12 protein-coding genes are annotated in these 15,708 nt (G+C 70.0%); 2 read left to right on the top strand and 10 right to left on the bottom strand.

Features of this window, described 5'->3' with window-relative positions:
* Positions 1-134: 134 nt before the first annotated feature.
* Complete coding sequence (locus PI990_RS08385) at positions 135-566, bottom strand: HIT family protein (protein ID WP_184490771.1); 432 nt, start codon at positions 564-566, stop codon at positions 135-137.
* Positions 567-711: 145 nt separating this feature from the next.
* Here PI990_RS08385 and PI990_RS08380 point away from each other — a divergent pair, with 145 nt between their 5' ends.
* Entirely contained in the window at positions 712-1,482 is a 771-nt protein-coding gene (locus PI990_RS08380; RefSeq protein WP_271660347.1) for a class I SAM-dependent methyltransferase, read from the top strand.
* Here the strand turns inward: PI990_RS08380 and PI990_RS08375 are convergent.
* Positions 1,479-2,378 carry a LysR family transcriptional regulator gene (locus tag PI990_RS08375; protein WP_271660346.1) on the bottom strand — a complete coding sequence of 300 codons (900 nt, stop codon included), beginning with the start codon at positions 2,376-2,378 and terminating at the stop codon, positions 1,479-1,481. The genes PI990_RS08380 and PI990_RS08375 overlap by 4 nt on opposite strands.
* Positions 2,379-2,478: 100 nt before the next feature.
* Between PI990_RS08375 and PI990_RS08370 the strand changes: the two genes are divergently transcribed.
* Positions 2,479-3,651, top strand: a complete 1,173-nt coding sequence (locus PI990_RS08370; RefSeq protein ID WP_271660345.1) for an MFS transporter — start codon at positions 2,479-2,481, stop codon at positions 3,649-3,651.
* Between the two features lie 429 nt (positions 3,652-4,080).
* Here PI990_RS08370 and PI990_RS08365 read toward each other — a convergent pair whose 3' ends face one another.
* From PI990_RS08365 to PI990_RS08330, 8 genes are all read right to left on the bottom strand, one after another.
* Entirely contained in the window at positions 4,081-5,121 is a 1,041-nt protein-coding gene (locus tag PI990_RS08365) for an AAA family ATPase (RefSeq protein WP_271660344.1), read from the bottom strand.
* Position 5,122: 1 nt separating this feature from the next.
* Positions 5,123-5,713, bottom strand: coding sequence for a nicotinamide riboside transporter PnuC (gene pnuC, locus PI990_RS08360; RefSeq protein ID WP_263403219.1), 591 nt, complete (start codon positions 5,711-5,713; stop codon positions 5,123-5,125).
* A gap of 31 nt (positions 5,714-5,744) precedes the next feature.
* Positions 5,745-6,281 (bottom strand): DUF3087 domain-containing protein, encoded by a 537-nt coding sequence (locus PI990_RS08355; protein WP_442969321.1) that lies wholly within the window; start codon positions 6,279-6,281, stop codon positions 5,745-5,747.
* Between the two features lie 3 nt (positions 6,282-6,284).
* Positions 6,285-10,184, bottom strand: coding sequence for an ATP-dependent RNA helicase HrpA (gene hrpA, locus PI990_RS08350; RefSeq protein ID WP_271660343.1), 3,900 nt, complete (start codon positions 10,182-10,184; stop codon positions 6,285-6,287).
* 139 nt (positions 10,185-10,323) lie between these two features.
* Entirely contained in the window at positions 10,324-11,154 is an 831-nt protein-coding gene (locus PI990_RS08345) for an SGNH/GDSL hydrolase family protein (RefSeq protein WP_271660342.1), read from the bottom strand.
* A 393-nt stretch (positions 11,155-11,547) separates the two neighbouring features.
* On the bottom strand, positions 11,548-12,996 hold the full coding sequence (locus PI990_RS08340; RefSeq protein WP_271660341.1) for an efflux transporter outer membrane subunit: 1,449 nt from the start codon (positions 12,994-12,996) through the stop codon (positions 11,548-11,550).
* Position 12,997: 1 nt separating this feature from the next.
* A complete protein-coding gene (locus PI990_RS08335) occupies positions 12,998-14,059 on the bottom strand; it encodes an HlyD family secretion protein (protein ID WP_271660340.1) in 1,062 nt (353 codons plus the stop codon).
* A 13-nt stretch (positions 14,060-14,072) separates the two neighbouring features.
* Positions 14,073-15,605 carry an MFS transporter gene (locus PI990_RS08330; RefSeq protein ID WP_271660339.1) on the bottom strand — a complete coding sequence of 511 codons (1,533 nt, stop codon included), beginning with the start codon at positions 15,603-15,605 and terminating at the stop codon, positions 14,073-14,075.
* Positions 15,606-15,708 lie beyond the last annotated feature (103 nt).

The following is a 15,708-nucleotide window of genomic DNA, read 5'->3' as shown; positions in this document are numbered from 1 at the left end:
GCTCGGCGCCGTAGCCAGGACACAGGCGGACGACCGGGAAAATCGGCTTATGTGCGGCTAAAAAGGCCGAATCGTCGGCTGATAACGCGCAAACGACCGGTTTCGAGGCCGGTCGTCGCGGCACACCCCGGACTTCAGAGGCGCTTGAGCAAGCGCGCCTGCAGCGCCTCCAGCTCAGCCGGATCGGCCTTCTTGCTGGCATGGATGCCCAGGGACTCGCCCTCGAAACGGGGAACGATGTGCATGTGGATATGGAACACCGTCTGCCCCGCCGGGGCGCCGTTGAACTGCGCCACCTGCACGCCGGCCGGCTCCAGCTCCTCCACCAGCACCCGGGCCAGGCGCTGCACCACGGCCATGACCTTGGCCAGGGCGTCGCCGTCGATATCGAGGATATTGCGCGCCGCCGAACGCTTGGGGATCACCAGGGTGTGGCCGTAGGACTGCGGGAAGATATCGAGGAAGGCGAGCACGTCGTCGTCTTCATAGAGCGTGTAGCAAGGGGCCTCGCCACGAATGATCTGGGCGAAGACGTTCTGCGGATCGTAGGTGCCGTGAAGGCTCATCGTGGCGCTCCATTTGCCGTTTGCTGACCGCGCACCTTAACGCCCGGCGCCGCCGGGTTGAACCCCCGCGGCACGTTTCCGGTTTTCAAACCGGCCACGACGCTTCACCCTTGTGCCCTCGGACCACCCCCGCAAGGAACGCCACATGCCCCGCCACAAGCCCGCACTGGACATCCTCGAACACAACAGCGCCGCCTGGGACCGCCAGGCCCGGCAGCACTGCGAATGGTCGCGCCCCGTGGACGCCGCCACCATCGCCGCCGCCCGCGCAGGCGACTGGCAGGTGCGCCTGACTCCCAGCCCGCTGCCCGCCGGCTGGCTCCCCGAGGTGCGCGGGCTGCGCATCCTCTGCCTGGCGTCGGGCGGTGGCCAGCAGGCCCCGGTGCTGGCCGCCGCCGGTGCCGAGGTGCTGGTGCTGGACGCCTCCGCCGAGCAGCTCGCCCGCGACCGCGAGGTGGCCGAGCGCGACGGCCTGGACCTCTCGGCCCTGGCCGACGCGCGCTTCGACTGCGTGTTCCACCCCATCTCCAACCTCTACGTGCCGGATATCCGCCCGGTCTGGCGCGAGTGCTTCCGTGTGCTGCGCCCCGGTGGCCGGCTGCTGTCGAGCTTCTACAACCCGGTGGTGTTCGTCGCCGACCGTGACCCGCGCCATGCCGAGCAGGGCCTGATCAAGCCGCGCTTCACCCTGCCCTACTCCGACCTCGACGACCTGAGCCCGGAGGAGCTGGCGGCCAAGCACGAACGCGGCGAGGCCCTGGTGTTCGGCCACAGCCTGGCGGAGCAGATCGGCGGCCAGCTGGAAGCCGGCTTCGTGCTGCGCGGCTTCCATGAGGACGCCCAGCCGAACCCGCGTTTCGTGATCGATAGATACCTGCCGACCTTTCTCGCCACCTGGGCCGAGAAGCTCGGTTAGGGAAGGCGCATCCGCTCGGCGAGGAAATCCAGCAACACCCGCACCCGCGTCGGCAGGTGCCCGCCCTGGCCGACGTAGAGTGCGTGGACCGGCTTGCTGTCGCCGGGGTTGAAGTCCTCCAGCACCGCCTGCAGGCGTCCCTCGCGGATGTCGTCGTGCACCTGGAAGCTGGCCAGCCGCGCCAGCCCCAGCCCGGCCAGGGCCAGGTGGCGCAGGGCGTCGCCATCGCTGATCGACAGGTTGCCCCGGGGCATCTCGTCCTCCTCGTCACCGAGGAAGGGCCAGTCGCGCCCGGCGCGCTGGTAGTTAAAGTTGAGGCAGTTGTGCCCGGCCAGTTCGGCAGGCGTCGCCGGCACGCCGTGGCGGGCCAGGTAGGCGGGCGCGGCGACCACGTGATGGGCGTAGTCGCCGAGCTTGCGCGCCACCAGGCCGGAGTCCTTCAGCGGGCCGCTGCGGATCGCCACATCGGCGCGGGTCTCCAGCAGGTCCACCACCGCATCGGTGAGGCTGATGTCCAGGCTCACCTCCGGGTACAGCGCGAGGAATTCCGGCAGCACCGGGATCAGGTGCTGGCGGCCGATGGGCACGTTGCAGCTGATGCGCACCCGCCCGTGGGGCCGTGCACTGGCCCCCGCCTCGCGCTCGGCCTCGTTGAGGTCGGCGAGGATGCCCAGGCTGCGCTGGTAGAAGCGCTCGCCCTCCGGGGTCAGCCCCAGGCGCCGGGTGGAGCGGTTGAACAACCGCGCGCCGAGCCGCGCCTCCAGGCGCGACACCAGCTTGCTCACCGCCGAGGGGGTCATCCCGCAGGCACGGGCGGCGCTGGTGAAGCCACCGGTTTCCACCACGCGGACGAACACATCCATCTCGCCGAAACGGTTGATATCGGGCCGGGACATATGACTTGAACTCACAAGTGATTTGCGCGGAGGCAGTCTATATCAACAAAAAGGGCGTCGATAAGCTGGCCGCCATCGACTAATCCACGGAGCCCGCATCATGCCCGTCGCCCTCTACGCCCTCACCGCCGGTGCCTTCGGCATCGGCGTCACCGAATTCATCATCATGGGATTGCTGCTGGAGGTCGGCGGCGACCTCGGCGTCTCCATCTCCGCCGCCGGCCTGCTGATCTCCGGCTACGCCCTCGGCGTGGTCGCCGGCGCGCCGCTGCTCACCGCCCTCAGCGCACGCTGGCCGCGCAAGACCACCCTGCTGGCGCTGATGGTGATCTTCACCCTCGGCAACCTCGCCTGCGCCCTGGCCCCCGACTACACCACGCTGATGATCGCGCGGGTGCTCACTTCCTTCGCCCACGGCACCTTCTTCGGCGTCGGCTCGGTGGTCGCCACCAGCCTGGTCGCCGCCGACCGCCGCGCTTCGGCCATCGCCATCATGTTCACCGGCCTCACCGTCGCCACCATCCTCGGCGTGCCCTTCGGCACCTGGCTCGGCCAGGCCATGGGCTGGCGCGCAGCCTTCTGGGCGGTGACCGCCGTGGGCCTGGTGGCGCTGGTGATCATCGCCCTGTTCGTCCCCCGCGATCACGAGAAGCCCGCCCCCAGCAGCCTGCGCGAAGACTTCCGCGTGCTCGGCCGCCCCGCCGTGCTGCTGGGCCTACTGACCACGGTGCTGGGTTTCGGCGGCGTGTTCACCGTGTTCAGCTACATCGCCCCGCTGCTGACCCGTGTCAGCGGCTTCGGCGAAGCCGCCGTCTCGCCGGTGCTGCTGGTATTCGGCGCCGGCCTGGTGCTGGGCAACCTACTGGGCGGCCGCCTCGCCGACCGCCGCCTGCTGCCGGCGCTGCTGGGCAGCCTGATCGCCCTGGCCCTAGTGCTCGGCCTCCTGGGCTTCGTGCTGGAGAACCAGGCCGCGGTGATCGCCTTCACCTTCCTCCTCGGCGCCGCCGGTTTCGCCACCGTGCCGCCGCTGCAGATCTGGGTGCTGGAAAAGGCCGAAGGCGCCGGCCAGAGCGTGGCCGCCAGCTTCAACATCGCCGCCTTCAACCTGGGTAACGCCCTGGGTGCCTGGCTCGGCGGCAGCGTCATCGACCAGGGCCCCGGCCTCACCGCCCTGCCCTGGGCCGCCGCCAGCCTGCCGCTGCTGGCTCTCGCCGTCGCCCTCTTCGCCCTGCGCCTGGAAAAACGCCGCGACGCCCGCCTGGCCATGGCCTGAGCCAAGCCGGTAACGAAAAGGCCGCCGCTGGATCACTCCAGCGGCGGCCTTTTGCTTTCCCAGGTCCCCACCGACGGCAGCCCCGTAGGTTGGGTAGAGGAACGAAACCCAACATTGCAAGGTTGAGCCCCGCTTCGTTGGGCCTCGCTGCGCTCGGCGCCAACCTACGGGACGGTGCCTCGCAGTGGCGTCGATCGCGGATAAATCCGCTCCCACAGGAACAGCCCGGGCTTCAGCCCGGGAAACCCTCGCACAGAGCGCCCGTAGGTTGGGTTGAGGAACGAAGCCCAACGTTGCGATGCCCGGCTCCGCTGCGTTGGGCCTCGCTACGCTCGGCGCCAACCTACGGGACGGTGCATCGCAGAGGCATCGATCGCGGATGAATCCGCTCCCACAGGAGCAGCCCGAGTGCCGCCCGTAGCCCGGGCTTCAGCCCGGGGAGGCGTCGCGCAGGTGGGCCAGCACCTGCTGCACCCGCGCATCCAGCGAGCCGGTGAGCACCTGGTAGGGCCAGCCGCGGCGCTGCAGCTCGGCGTGGTACCAGGCCTGCTGCCGGCGGCGGAAGGTTTCGTCCTGGCGGGTGCCGTCCTGCACGAAGGGGAAGTCGTCGGCGCAGAGGAAGCTGTGGGTGTAGGGGCGTTCGGCCAGGTTGGCGAGTTCGGCTTCGGCGCGGCCGAACATCGCGTGGCTGTAGAACAGCGTGGTCAGCGCCGAGGTGTCGCAGACCAGGTAGCGCGCGGCCTCAAGCGCGGCCTGGTCCTCCCGGGCCGTCTGCGTACGGCCGATATGCAGCAGGTCGTCGTACTCCAGCGCGCCATCCTTCGCCACCCAGTGCTCGCGGCCGAATTCGGCCACGCAAGGAGCGTCGAGCGCTGAGGCCAGGGCGATGGCGAGGCTGCTCTTGCCGGTGGACTCACCGCCGAGGAAGACGATGCGCTCGACGAAGTCGGCGTGCACCTCGGGGGCGAGGAAGCCGCGCAGCCCATGGGGATCGGCGCGCAGCCGGGTGCCGGAGACGGGCACGGCTAGGCGCTGCTGGTCGACGCAGACGTGCCGCACCGGGTGGCCGAAGACGCCTGCCAGGTGCTCGGCGAAGCCGTCGCCGTAGCTTTCGCTGGTGAACACCGCATCCACCGTGGTGCCGAACACCGCTTGGCAGAACTCGGCGACGAACTGGCGCGGTTCGAACTCGGGGGCGTCGTTGTGGGGCAGGTCGGGCAGGCGCTTGCCCTGCTCGCGCCAGGCCTGGATGCGTGCCGGGGTGACGACTTCCGCCTGCACCCCGGGAAAGCGCAGGCGCAACCAGCGTACGCGGCGCTCGGCATCGCAACCCGGCAGTTCCGGCAGCGACCAGCACAGCAGCAGCAGGCGCTGGCATTGCCCCAGGGCGGTGCGGATCACCTGCTCGTGGCCCAGGTGCAGCGGCGAGAACTTGCCCACCACCAGGCCGGTGCGGAAGGTCGCGCTCACCTCAGGCCGGCTCCTGCCCGGCCAGGGGCGTGGCGGCTTCGCGCAACTCGCGGCGCCAGCAGTACAGCCCGTACCAGGCGTTGCACCAGAACAGGGTGTAGAGCCCGGCGGTGAGGTACAGCTCGCGGGAGGCATAGAGCGGCACCGCCAGGGTGTTCACCAGCAGCCAGGCGTACCAGTTCTCCAGGCGCCGACGCATCAGCAGCAACTGCGCCAGCACGCTGAAGGTCAGCACCAGGGAATCCACCAGCGGCGCGTAGGCGTCGGTGAAGTGGTGCAGCAGCGCGCCATAGGCCAGCGCCACCACCACGGCCAAAGCCGCCATCCGCAACAGGCTGGCCGGCGCGGTGCGGCTCACCGGCAGCTGGGTGCCGGCGTTGCCGTGCAGCCAGGCCCACCAGCCCATGGCGCTGGTGATGATGAAGAAGCCTTGCAGGGTGACGTCGGCATAGAGCTGCGCGCCGAAGAACAGCCAGCCGAACAGCAGGCAGCCGAGGATGCCGGTGGACCAGGTGTGCACGCTGTTGCGCGCGGCCAGCAGCACGGCGATCAGGTTGACCAGGTCGGCGACGAGTTCGAGGGTGGAGGGCATGGGGGGAGTCCTTGTCCGGTACTGCCTGGGCTCAGCCGAAGCGCTTGACCGCTTCCAGCCAGGCCGGGTCGAGGTGGGTCTGTTCGGTATCCAGCCCCTGTGCCAACAGCGCTTCGCGGTGCGCATCGATCTCGTGGACCATCTGGCTGAGGTCGGAGGTGTTGCCGTCCAGCTGGTGCATCTGGGTCACGCCCAGGTGGTAGAAGCGCAGCAGCTTCATCGCCGCCGGGTCGTTCACGGCGACCCCCGCCTTGACCCGGTGCATCAGGTTGGTGACGCGCATCAGGCTGCGCTTGAGCCGCCAGCCATACACCGCCGGCGCCATGAAGGGGCGCGGCCACAGTTGCAGGCGCACCAGCGCCAGGGTGATCGCCACCCCGGCCAGCACGCCGATCAGGTTCCAGCGGAAGTTATCGCCACCCGGCGTGCCGAACAGCTGCACGCTGAGGGTGGCCATGAGCATGGCCAGGGCGATGAACAGCACGGCGATGCCGATGGCGATACGCCGGGTCTTCTCGCGGTATTGCTCGGGGTTCATGGGGCGGATGTCGAACAGCGCATCACTCATCGATCAGGCCTCTACCTGGGTCCACTGCTTATTCAGTCGTTTATCGGAAACCGCCATCTTGGTGCCCAACTGCTGGGCGAAGAGGGACACGCGGTACTCCTCCAGCATCCAGCGGAAGGTTTGCAGCTCGGGGTCGCGCTTGCCCTCCTGGGCGTGCTTGGCCAGGCGTGCCTGGTACTGCTCCCAGTAGCCGGCCAGCTCACCGGACCAGACGCGGTCGCGCTGCAGCTGGGCGCCGATCTTGTCGAAGCGCTGCTCGATGGCCTTGAGGTAGCGCGGCAGCTCCTTCAGCCATTCGCCCGGGGTTTCGCGGACGAAACCGGGGTATACGAGGTTGCCCAGCTGCGCCTTGATGTCGTTCAGTGCCACTGCCTGGGCCAGGTCGATGCGCCCCTTGAAGCGCTTCTGCAGGCCGTGCCACAGCTTGAGGATGTCCAGCACCAGGCGCGCCAGGCGCTCGGCGTGCTCGGCCCAGGCGCCGCGCTTCTTCTCTGCCAGCGAGGCCAGCGCCGCGCCATCGCGGGGCAGGTTGGTTTCGCCTTCGAGGATGCAGCTGTCGAGGCTGGCCAGGAGGATGTCCTCCACCAGCGCGTCGACCCGGCCCATGTCGCGGTACAGCAGGCCCAGCTCGGTGAGGCCCGGCAGCTTGCCACGGAGGAACTTGGCCGGCTCGGCCAGCTGTTGCAGCAGCAGGCGCTGCAGGGCGCGACGGTGCTGGTACTCGGCTTCGGCCTGGGTCGGGAAGCGGTGTTCCTTGACCACCCCGCCCTCCTCCACCAGCGCCGGGTAGACGGTCATGGAAAGCCCGGCGATCTTCTGCTGGGTCTTCTCGGCGACCTCGGCGAACACCTTGGCTTCCACCGCCTTCTGCGCCTTGTCGCCCTGGGGGATGGCCAGGGCGGCCTGGCTGGCTTCGGCGAAGCGCGCGGTTAGCTCGGCCAGGTCGCGGCCCTCGCCGAGGAACTTGCCGCGGGCGTCAACCACCTCGATGTTCATCTTCAGGTGCCCTTCCAGCAGCGCGGCGGCTTCCGTCCAGGCCTCCTCGGGCACCCGCGAGCCGGTCATGCGTTGCAGCTCGCGGCCCAGCGCTTCGGGCAGCGAACCCTCGGCGAAGACCAGCTTGGCCAGCGCCGCCTTGACGAAGTCCGGCACCGGCACGAAGTTCTTGCGGATGGCCTTGGGCAGGTTGCGCACCAGGGCCACGCACTTGGCTTCCAGCAGCCCGGGCACCAACCAGTCCAGGCGCTCGGCCTGGAGTTGCGGCAGCAGCGGCGCCGGCACCCGCAGGGTCACGCCGTCACGGGCGTGGCCGGGTTCGAAGTGGTAGTCCAGCGACAGCTGCAGGTCACCGATGCGCAGGGTGTCGGGGTACTGCGCGGCGGTGACTTCATTGGCGTCGCGGGCCAGCACGTCCTCCTCGCGCATGATCAGCAGCTCGGGGCTCTTCGCCCGCTCGCGCTCGTACCATTTCTCGAAGCTGGCGGTCTGGTAGATGTCCTCGGGCAGGCGCGCGGCGTAGTAGTCGAAGAGGGTTTCCTCGTCGGCGAGGATGTCGCGGCGCCGGGCCTTGGCCTCCAGCTCGTCGAGGCGCTCCAGCAACTGGCGGTTGGCGGCCAGGCACTTGGCGCGGCTGTGGATCTCGCCACGCACCAGGCCCTCGCGGATGAACAGCTCGCGGGCCACCGGTGGGTCGATGGGCCCGTAGTGCACCGGGCGCCGGCCGACCACGATCAGCCCGTAGAGGGTGACCTGCTCGTAAGCCACGACCTGGCCGCGCCTCTTCTCCCAGTGCGGCTCCAGGTGGTTCTTCTTCACCAGGTGGCCGGCCAGGGGCTCCAGCCAGTCGGGGTCGATCTTGGCGACCATGCGCGCGAACAGCTTGGTGGTCTCCACCAGTTCGGCGGCCATGATCCACTGCGGCCGCTTCTTGGCGATCACGGTCGAGGGGTGGATCCAGAAACGCCGCTGGCGGGCGCCGAGGTAGTCGCCGTCCTCGCTCTTCTGGCCGATCTGGCTGAGCAGGCCGGAGAGCAGCGCCTTGTGCACGCGCGGGTAGTCCGCCGGCTCCTTGTTGAGCGTCAGCTTGAGCTCGCGGCAGATCAGCGTCAGCTGGCGGTGGGCATCACGCCACTCGCGCAGGCGCATGTAGTTGAGGAAGTTCTTGCGGCACCAGGTGCGCAGCGCGTTGGAGCCCAGCGCCTGGCGCTGTTCCTCGAAGCCGCGCCAGAGATTGACCAGCGCGGCGAAGTCGGAATCCACGTCCTTCCACTGCGCGTGGGCCTGGTCGGCGGCCTGCTGGCGCTCCATCGGCCGTTCGCGCGGGTCCTGCACCGAGAGTGCGCTGGTGATCAGCAACACCTCGTCGAGGCTGCCCTGGTGGGCACCTTCCAGCACCATGCGGCCCAGGCGCGGGTCCACCGGCAGGCGCGCCAGCTGACGGCCCAGGGGCGTGAGCTGGCCCTCGCGGTTCACCGCCGAGAGTTCCTGCAGCAGGGTGAAGCCGTCGCTCACCGCCTTGCCGTCCGGCGGCTCGATGAAGGGGAAGTCGCTGATTTCGCCGAGGCGCAGGTGGAGCATCTGCAGGATCACCGCCGCCAGGTTGGTGCGCAGGATCTCCGGGTCAGTGAACTCGGGGCGGCCGAGGAAATCCTCCTCGCTGTAGAGGCGCACGCAGATGCCCGGTTCGACCCGGCCGCAACGGCCCTTGCGCTGGTTGGCGCTGGCCTGGGACACGGCCTCGATGGGCAGGCGCTGGACCTTGGCGCGGTAGCTGTAGCGGCTGATGCGCGCGGTGCCGCTGTCGATCACGTAGCGGATGCCGGGCACCGTCAGCGAGGTTTCGGCAACGTTGGTGGCGAGCACGATCTTGCGGCCGGCCATGGGCGCGAAGATCTTCTGCTGCTCGGCCGGGGTCAGCCGTGCGTAGAGCGGCAGCACCTCGGTCAGGCGCAGGTTGGCCTTGCGCAGCACCTCGGCGGCATCGCGGATCTCGCGCTCGCCGGGGAGGAACACCAGCACGTCGCCCGGGCGCTTGCCCTCGGCGCGCTCGTGGTCGGCGATCTCGTCCAGGGCGCGGAGGATGCCCTGGTCCACCGACAGGTCGTCGAACAGCGCCTCGCCGTTCTCGTCCACCTCGGCGGCCAGGGGCCGGTACCAGGTGTCCACCGGGTAGGTGCGGCCGGAGACTTCGACGATGGGTGCGTCACCGAAGTGTTTGGAGAAGCGCTCCAAGTCGATGGTCGCCGAGGTGATGATCAGCTTCAGGTCCGGGCGCCGTGGCAGCAGCGTTTTCAGGTAGCCCAGGAGGAAGTCGATGTTCAGGCTCCGCTCGTGGGCCTCGTCGACGATGATGGTGTCGTAGCGCTCGAGCAGGCGGTCATGCTGGGTTTCGGCCAGGAGGATGCCGTCGGTCATCAGCTTGACCAGGCTGCGCTCGTTGGACTGGTCCTCGAAGCGCACCTGGTAGCCCACCAGCTCGCCCAGGGGCGTGCCGATCTCCTCGGCCACGCGGGTCGCCACGCTGCGCGCGGCCAGCCGGCGCGGCTGGGTGTGGCCGATCAGGCCGTGGGTGCCACGGCCCATTTCCAGGCAGATCTTCGGCAACTGGGTGGTCTTGCCCGAACCGGTCTCGCCGGCGATCACCAGGACCTGGTGCTTCTCCAGCGCGGCCTTGATCTCGTCGCGCTTGGCGGCGATGGGCAGGGCGTCGTCGTAGCGCATGCGCGGCACGCTGCTGCGGCGCGCCTCGACCTTGGCGCAGGACGCCTGGAAGCGCTCCAGCCACTGGGCGAACTTGGCCTCGTCCGGCTTCTTGTGCAGCTCATGGAGCTGGCGACGCAGGCGATGGCGGTCGGCGATCAGGGCGTGATCGAGGTTCTTGTGCAGGGAGGCGATGTCGGTCATCAGGCGCTGGGCAATCGTGGCAAAGGCGCGATTGTCGCAGATTCCGCCCCCATACCGCATCGGCAAGCGCCCCGCGTGCCGACGGCTCGGCAACGCGGGGTGGGGTGGGGCGGGGCGGGGCGGGGCGAGGTGGGACGGCTCAGCGGGTGGCGGTGATCGGCAGGCTGCGCAGCTCCTGCGGCACGGTGCGCAGGGCCAGGTCCTGAGCCTGCAGGGAGCTCCAGGCGAAGCCTTGCAGGGCGCTGCCGCTGCTGTCGCGATCCAAACGCGCGGCCTGTTCGGACGAAGGCGCCGGCGGCTGCACGCCGTAGATCAGCGAATAGAACACCGAGGCGGTGAGGTAGCTGCCGCTGTAGCTCGGGTGGCTGCCGTCCTCGATGAACAGGTGCGGTTGCGGCGTGGCCGCCAGGGCCTGCTTCCAGGCCTGGCCGACCGGGGCCAGCAGGGAATGGGTCTCGTTGGCCAGCCCGGTGTAGACGCTGTCGAGCTGCGCCTGCATGGCCGGGATCGCCTGGCGCGCCCAGGTCAGGTAGAGGATCGGCTGGGCACCGGCCTTGCGTGCCTCGGCGGCCATCAGGCGCACGTACTTGCGGGTCTTCTCGGGGTTGTCCACCGGCATGGTGCTGAAGTCCTGGATCACCACATAGTCCCAGTGCTGGCTGGCCAGCACCTTCTGCACCACGCCACGGTTCCAGTGGGCTTCGAGGCTGGCGCCGCCGAAGGTGACGTCGCGCACGTCCAGCGGGCGCGGCTGGGCGGCGTCGAGGGACATCTGCCGGACCATGCGCGGCAGGTCGTTGTAGAAGGTGTAGCTGTTGCCCACGAACAGCACGCTGAGCGGGCGGCCCGTCACGGCCTGTTGCGAGGCGGAACCGATCACCGGTTTCGCGGACGGGTTTTCAGCGGCCACGGTCGGGCCGACGACGACAACTCCCAGCATCCAGGCCAGGAGGATTCGACGCACATTCATACGCATGGAGGTCCCCCAGGAAAGCGTAACGGCGCGGGTCAGGGGCCCGCGGACCGGCGCAGATTATGCGAATCGACAGCTGTCGCAATGCTGGCACCGGCCAGGGGCGACGAGAGGTCATACCGTTCGGTAGAGCTAGCGAAGCGGCTGGCCCGGGGGTTTCAGACCCGTAGCCCGTGCTTCAGCCCGGGGGCATGGCAGGTCGCGCCCAGCTTGACTCCGCCCGGTGGAGGTAAAGAGCGACCTCCACCCTACCCATCGATCGGCTCCGCACGGTGGCCGGGATGTAGGGGCGACTTCAGTCGCCAAGCGGCGCGCAGCGCCGCCCCCGTGGGAGCGAATTCATTCGCGATCGGCCTTCACCCGGAAACCGAATACCAACGCCCGCCGGTATCAGGCCCCCGACGCACCCTCCCCTTCCAACGCCTGCCAGCCGCCACCAAGGGCGCGGTAGAGGTCCACCAGCGCCAGGGCGGCGGCGGTGGCGCTGTCCACCTGTTCGGCCTGGTTGGCCAGCAGCGCGTTCTGCACGCTGAGCACGTTGAGGAAGTCCACCGTGCCCTGGCCGTATTGGCGTTCGGCGTTGTCGAGGGCCACGCGGGCGTGTTCCACCGCCTGGTCCAGGCTGGCCTGGCGGCGTTGCTGCGCCTGGTAGGCACCGAGGGTGTCGTCCACTTCATGCCAGGCGGCGAGCACGGTGCTGCGGTAGGCGATGGCGGCTTCCTGCTGGCGGGCCTTGCTCAGTTCCAGGGTGCCGCGCCGGCGGCCGCCGTCGAACAGCGGCAGGCTCAGGGCCGGGCCGAAGGCGAAGCGTCGGGCGTCCCAGCCCAGGTCGTCCAGCTGCCGGGCCTGGAAGCCCAGGTCGCCGGAGAGGGTGATGCGCGGGTAGAAGTCGCCCTCGGCCACGCCTATTTCGGCCGTGGCGGCGTGCAGGGCGGCTTCGGCGCGGCGGATGTCCGGGCGGCGCTCGGCCAGTTCGCTGGGCAGGCCCAGGGGCACCCGTGCCGGGCCCGTGGGAATGGCCGGAGCCTCCCGGGCCGCCAGCTCCTCGCGCAGCGCGCCGGGCGGCAGCGCCAGCAACAGGGCCAGGGCATTGGCCAGGCTTGCCTCGCGCTGACGCAGGGGCGGCAGGCGCGATTCGAGGCTGGCCACCTGTGCCGCCGCTTCGGCCACCTCCAGCTGGGTGGCGACGCCATCGGCCAGGCGGGTGCGGTTGAGGGCCAGGCTGCGCCGGGCGATCTCCAGGTTCTGCAGCGTGATGGCCAGGGCGTTCTGCACACCACGCAGCTCGATGTAGCCGCGCGCGGTCTCCGCCGTTACCGCCAGCAGCACGCCCCGGCGGGTCTCCTCGGAGACCTGCACGCCGGCGTCCGCCGCTTCCACCTCGCGCCTTACCCGGCCCCAGAGGTCCAGCTCCCAGGCCATGTCCAGGCCGCCCTGCCAGAGGCTGTAGGCAGCGCGGCCCGACTCGCCGGAGGGGTCGGAGAGGCCGCGCTGGCTGTTGCGTGCGCGGCTGTAGCCCGCGCCGACACCGAGATCCGGCGCCTGCCCGGCGGCCACGCTGCGACGTGCGGCGCGGCTCTGCTCCACGCGGCTGGCGGCGGCGAGCAGGTCGAGGTTCTCGTGGCTGGCGCGGTGGATAAGCGAAGCCAGCAGCGGGTCGCCGAAACCCTCCCACCAGCGTTCTTCCAGCTCGGCCTGGAGCGCGCGGCTCGGCAGGTCGGCGTCGTCGGCCAGGGTCCAGTTCGTGTCCAGTTCGGCGTCGGGCCGGGTGAAGTCCGGGCCGACGCTGCAGGCGCCGAGGCCCATCGCCAGGACCAGCAGGGTCGCGTGTCGACGCATCTCAGTTCACCCCCGCCAGGGCTTCGGGCTCGCCACGGGTGTCCACGTCGGCTTCCACCGACATGCCCACCCGCAAGCGCGCAGCCAGGGGCTGGCCCTCGTCAAGGCGGACCTTCACCGGGATGCGCTGCACCACCTTGGTGAAGTTGCCGGTGGCGTTGTCCGGGGCGATGGCGGCGAAGGTCACACCGGTGGCCGGGGCGATGCTCTCGATGCGACCGCGCAGCACCTCGCCGGGGAAGCTGTCCACGGTCACCTGCACTACTTGGCCGGGGCGCATGTGGGTGAGCTGGGTTTCCTGGAAGTTGGCGACCACGTAGGCGCGCGCCAGGGGCACCACCGCCAGCAGCGCCTGGCCGGGGCTGACGAAGGCGCCGACCCGCACCGCGCGGCGGCCGACCGTGCCGTCCATGGGCGCACGCAGCTCGGTGTGGGAAAGGTCCAGCTCGGCCCGTTCGAGGCCGGCACGGGCTTGCTCCAGGGCGGCCTGGGCGGCGTCGCGCTGGGCGGCGAGCACGTCGGTCTGCTTGCGCGTGGCCAGCAATGCGGCGGCGTGTTCGGCCTGCCGCGCACGGCTGGTGTCGAAGCGGCTGCGCGCCTGCTGGGCACTCTGCAGGGTGCCAGCGCCCTGCCCGGCCAGGTGCTGGTAACGCTCCAGCTCGTGACGGGCGAACTCCATCTCGGCGCGGTCCGCCTCCACCGTGGCCTCGGCCTGGCGGATCAGCGCGTCCTGCCGCTCCAGGGTGGCCCGGGCGTTGGCCAGACGGGCCTCGGCACTGGCCACTTCGGCGCGGGCGCCGGACAGCGCGGCGCGGTAGTCGCGGTCGTCGATGCGCGCCAGCAGCTGGCCGGCCGTCACCGGCTGGTTGTCCTCCACCAGCACCTCGCCGATGAAGCCGGAGACCTTGGGTGCCACCAGGGTGAAATCGGCCTGGACGAAGGCGTCGTTGGTGCCTTCGCCACGGCCGCCGGCGGTGAAGTGCCAGGCGCTCCAGGCGATGAGGCCGGCGCCGGCCAGCAAGGCGCCGGCGATCAGGGGGGTACGGGGTCGTGTGTCGGTCATGATGATTCTTCCGTTAGCTTGGGGCACGCGGCGGGTAGATGCGCGTGGGCACGAAGGGGATGGCGATGATCAATGCGGCCGCCAGAGCGGCCAGGCACAGGTAGAGGTCGGCGGAGGCCAGCACCGAGGCCTGCTGGTGGACGCGGCGGGCCAGTTGCGCGCCCTCCTCCAGCAGCGGGCTGTTGCCCAGGCGATCCACCAGCTGGGCGGAATGCAGGTGCAGGCGCAGGGTGCCGAGGGCTTCCAGCACGCCCCCGGCGAGCACGGCGGCGAAGCCCTTGATGGTGTTGAACCAGGCCGAGGCGAAGGGGCCGTCCGGCGGTGTGATGCTGCCGGTGGAGAGCATCAGCAGCGGCAGCACCGCCATGGGCTGGCCGAAGATCTGCAGCGCCTGCACCAGGTAGAAGTCTTCGCGCACCCAGGCCGAGGTCAGCCCGGCACCCAGCCAGCAGGCGACGGCGAGCATGGCCAGGCCACAGGCCAGCACCCAGCGGCAATCCACCCAGCGCAGGTTGCACAGGGCCGCCACCAGGGGCAGTGCTAGCAGTTGCGGCAGGGCCACCACCAGGAACACCGGGGCGCTCTGCAGCGGCCGGTAGCCTTGCACCTGGGCCAGGTAGGCGGAGGGCACGCTGATGACCCCGAGCAGCACGAAGAGCACGCCACCCAGCACGAACAGGGCGAAGCTGAGGTTGCGCAGCTTGAGCAGCTGCAGCTTGAAGAACGGCAGCGGGTGCTTCCATTCGTTGAGCAGGAACAGCACCAGCAGCACCGAGCCCCCGCCCAGCAGCAGGCAGATCAGCGGCGACTCGAACCAGTCCAGGCGGTCACCCTGCACCAGGCCGACCACCAGCATCGACAGCGCCGGGAAGCCCAATAGCAGGCCCAGCCAATCGAACTGGCGGAAGCGTTCCAGGCGCAGCGGGTCCTGGGGCAGCCCCCAGGACACGGCAGCCAGGGCCAACAGGCTCAGGGGCATGATCTGCCAGAAGGCCCAGCGCCAGCCGACGACCTCCACCCAAAAGGCCGCCAGCGGCGTGCCCAGGCCAGGGCCGAAGGTGGCGGTCAGGGCGTAGCCGGCCAGGCCGTAGAGCTTGATGTTGGCGGGCAGGAAGCGCAGCGCCACGGTCATCAGCATCGGCGGCAGCGCCCCGCCGGCCAGGCCCTGCAGGGCGCGCAGGGCCATCAGGCACTGCAGGTTGGGCGCCAGGGGGCTGAGCAGGCCCAGCACCATGAAGGCACCGATGGCCGCGAGGGTGAAGCGGCGCAGGGAGAAGGTCACCGAGAACCAGGGGGCGAAGGCCATGGCGCAGACCGAAGGCGCGGCGTAGAGCGCCAGCAGCCAGGTGCCTTCGTCACGGCCGATGCCCATGGCGCCGCGGATATCGGCCAGGGCGACCTTGGTGACGTTTTCGTTGAAGCCGGCCACCAGCACCGCCAGCAACACGCCCACCAGGCCGACGACGATGCGCAGCCCGAAGGGCGTCGGCACCGGTGCGGCGGCGGGTTTGGCGGCGGCCTGGGGCAGGGACAGGGGCGCGTTCATCGGAGCGGTGCTCCGCTGGCGCGCGAGTGCATGCAAGACATGGGGACTTCCGGGTTTCAGGGATACGCGGGAAGTCTATGGGCGGCCATGGCATGCCGAAAAT

Source organism: Pseudomonas sp. TUM22785, from assembly GCF_028198105.1.
Taxonomy (GTDB): domain Bacteria; phylum Pseudomonadota; class Gammaproteobacteria; order Pseudomonadales; family Pseudomonadaceae; genus Metapseudomonas; species Metapseudomonas solani.
This window is presented reverse-complemented; position numbering and strand designations above follow the sequence as displayed.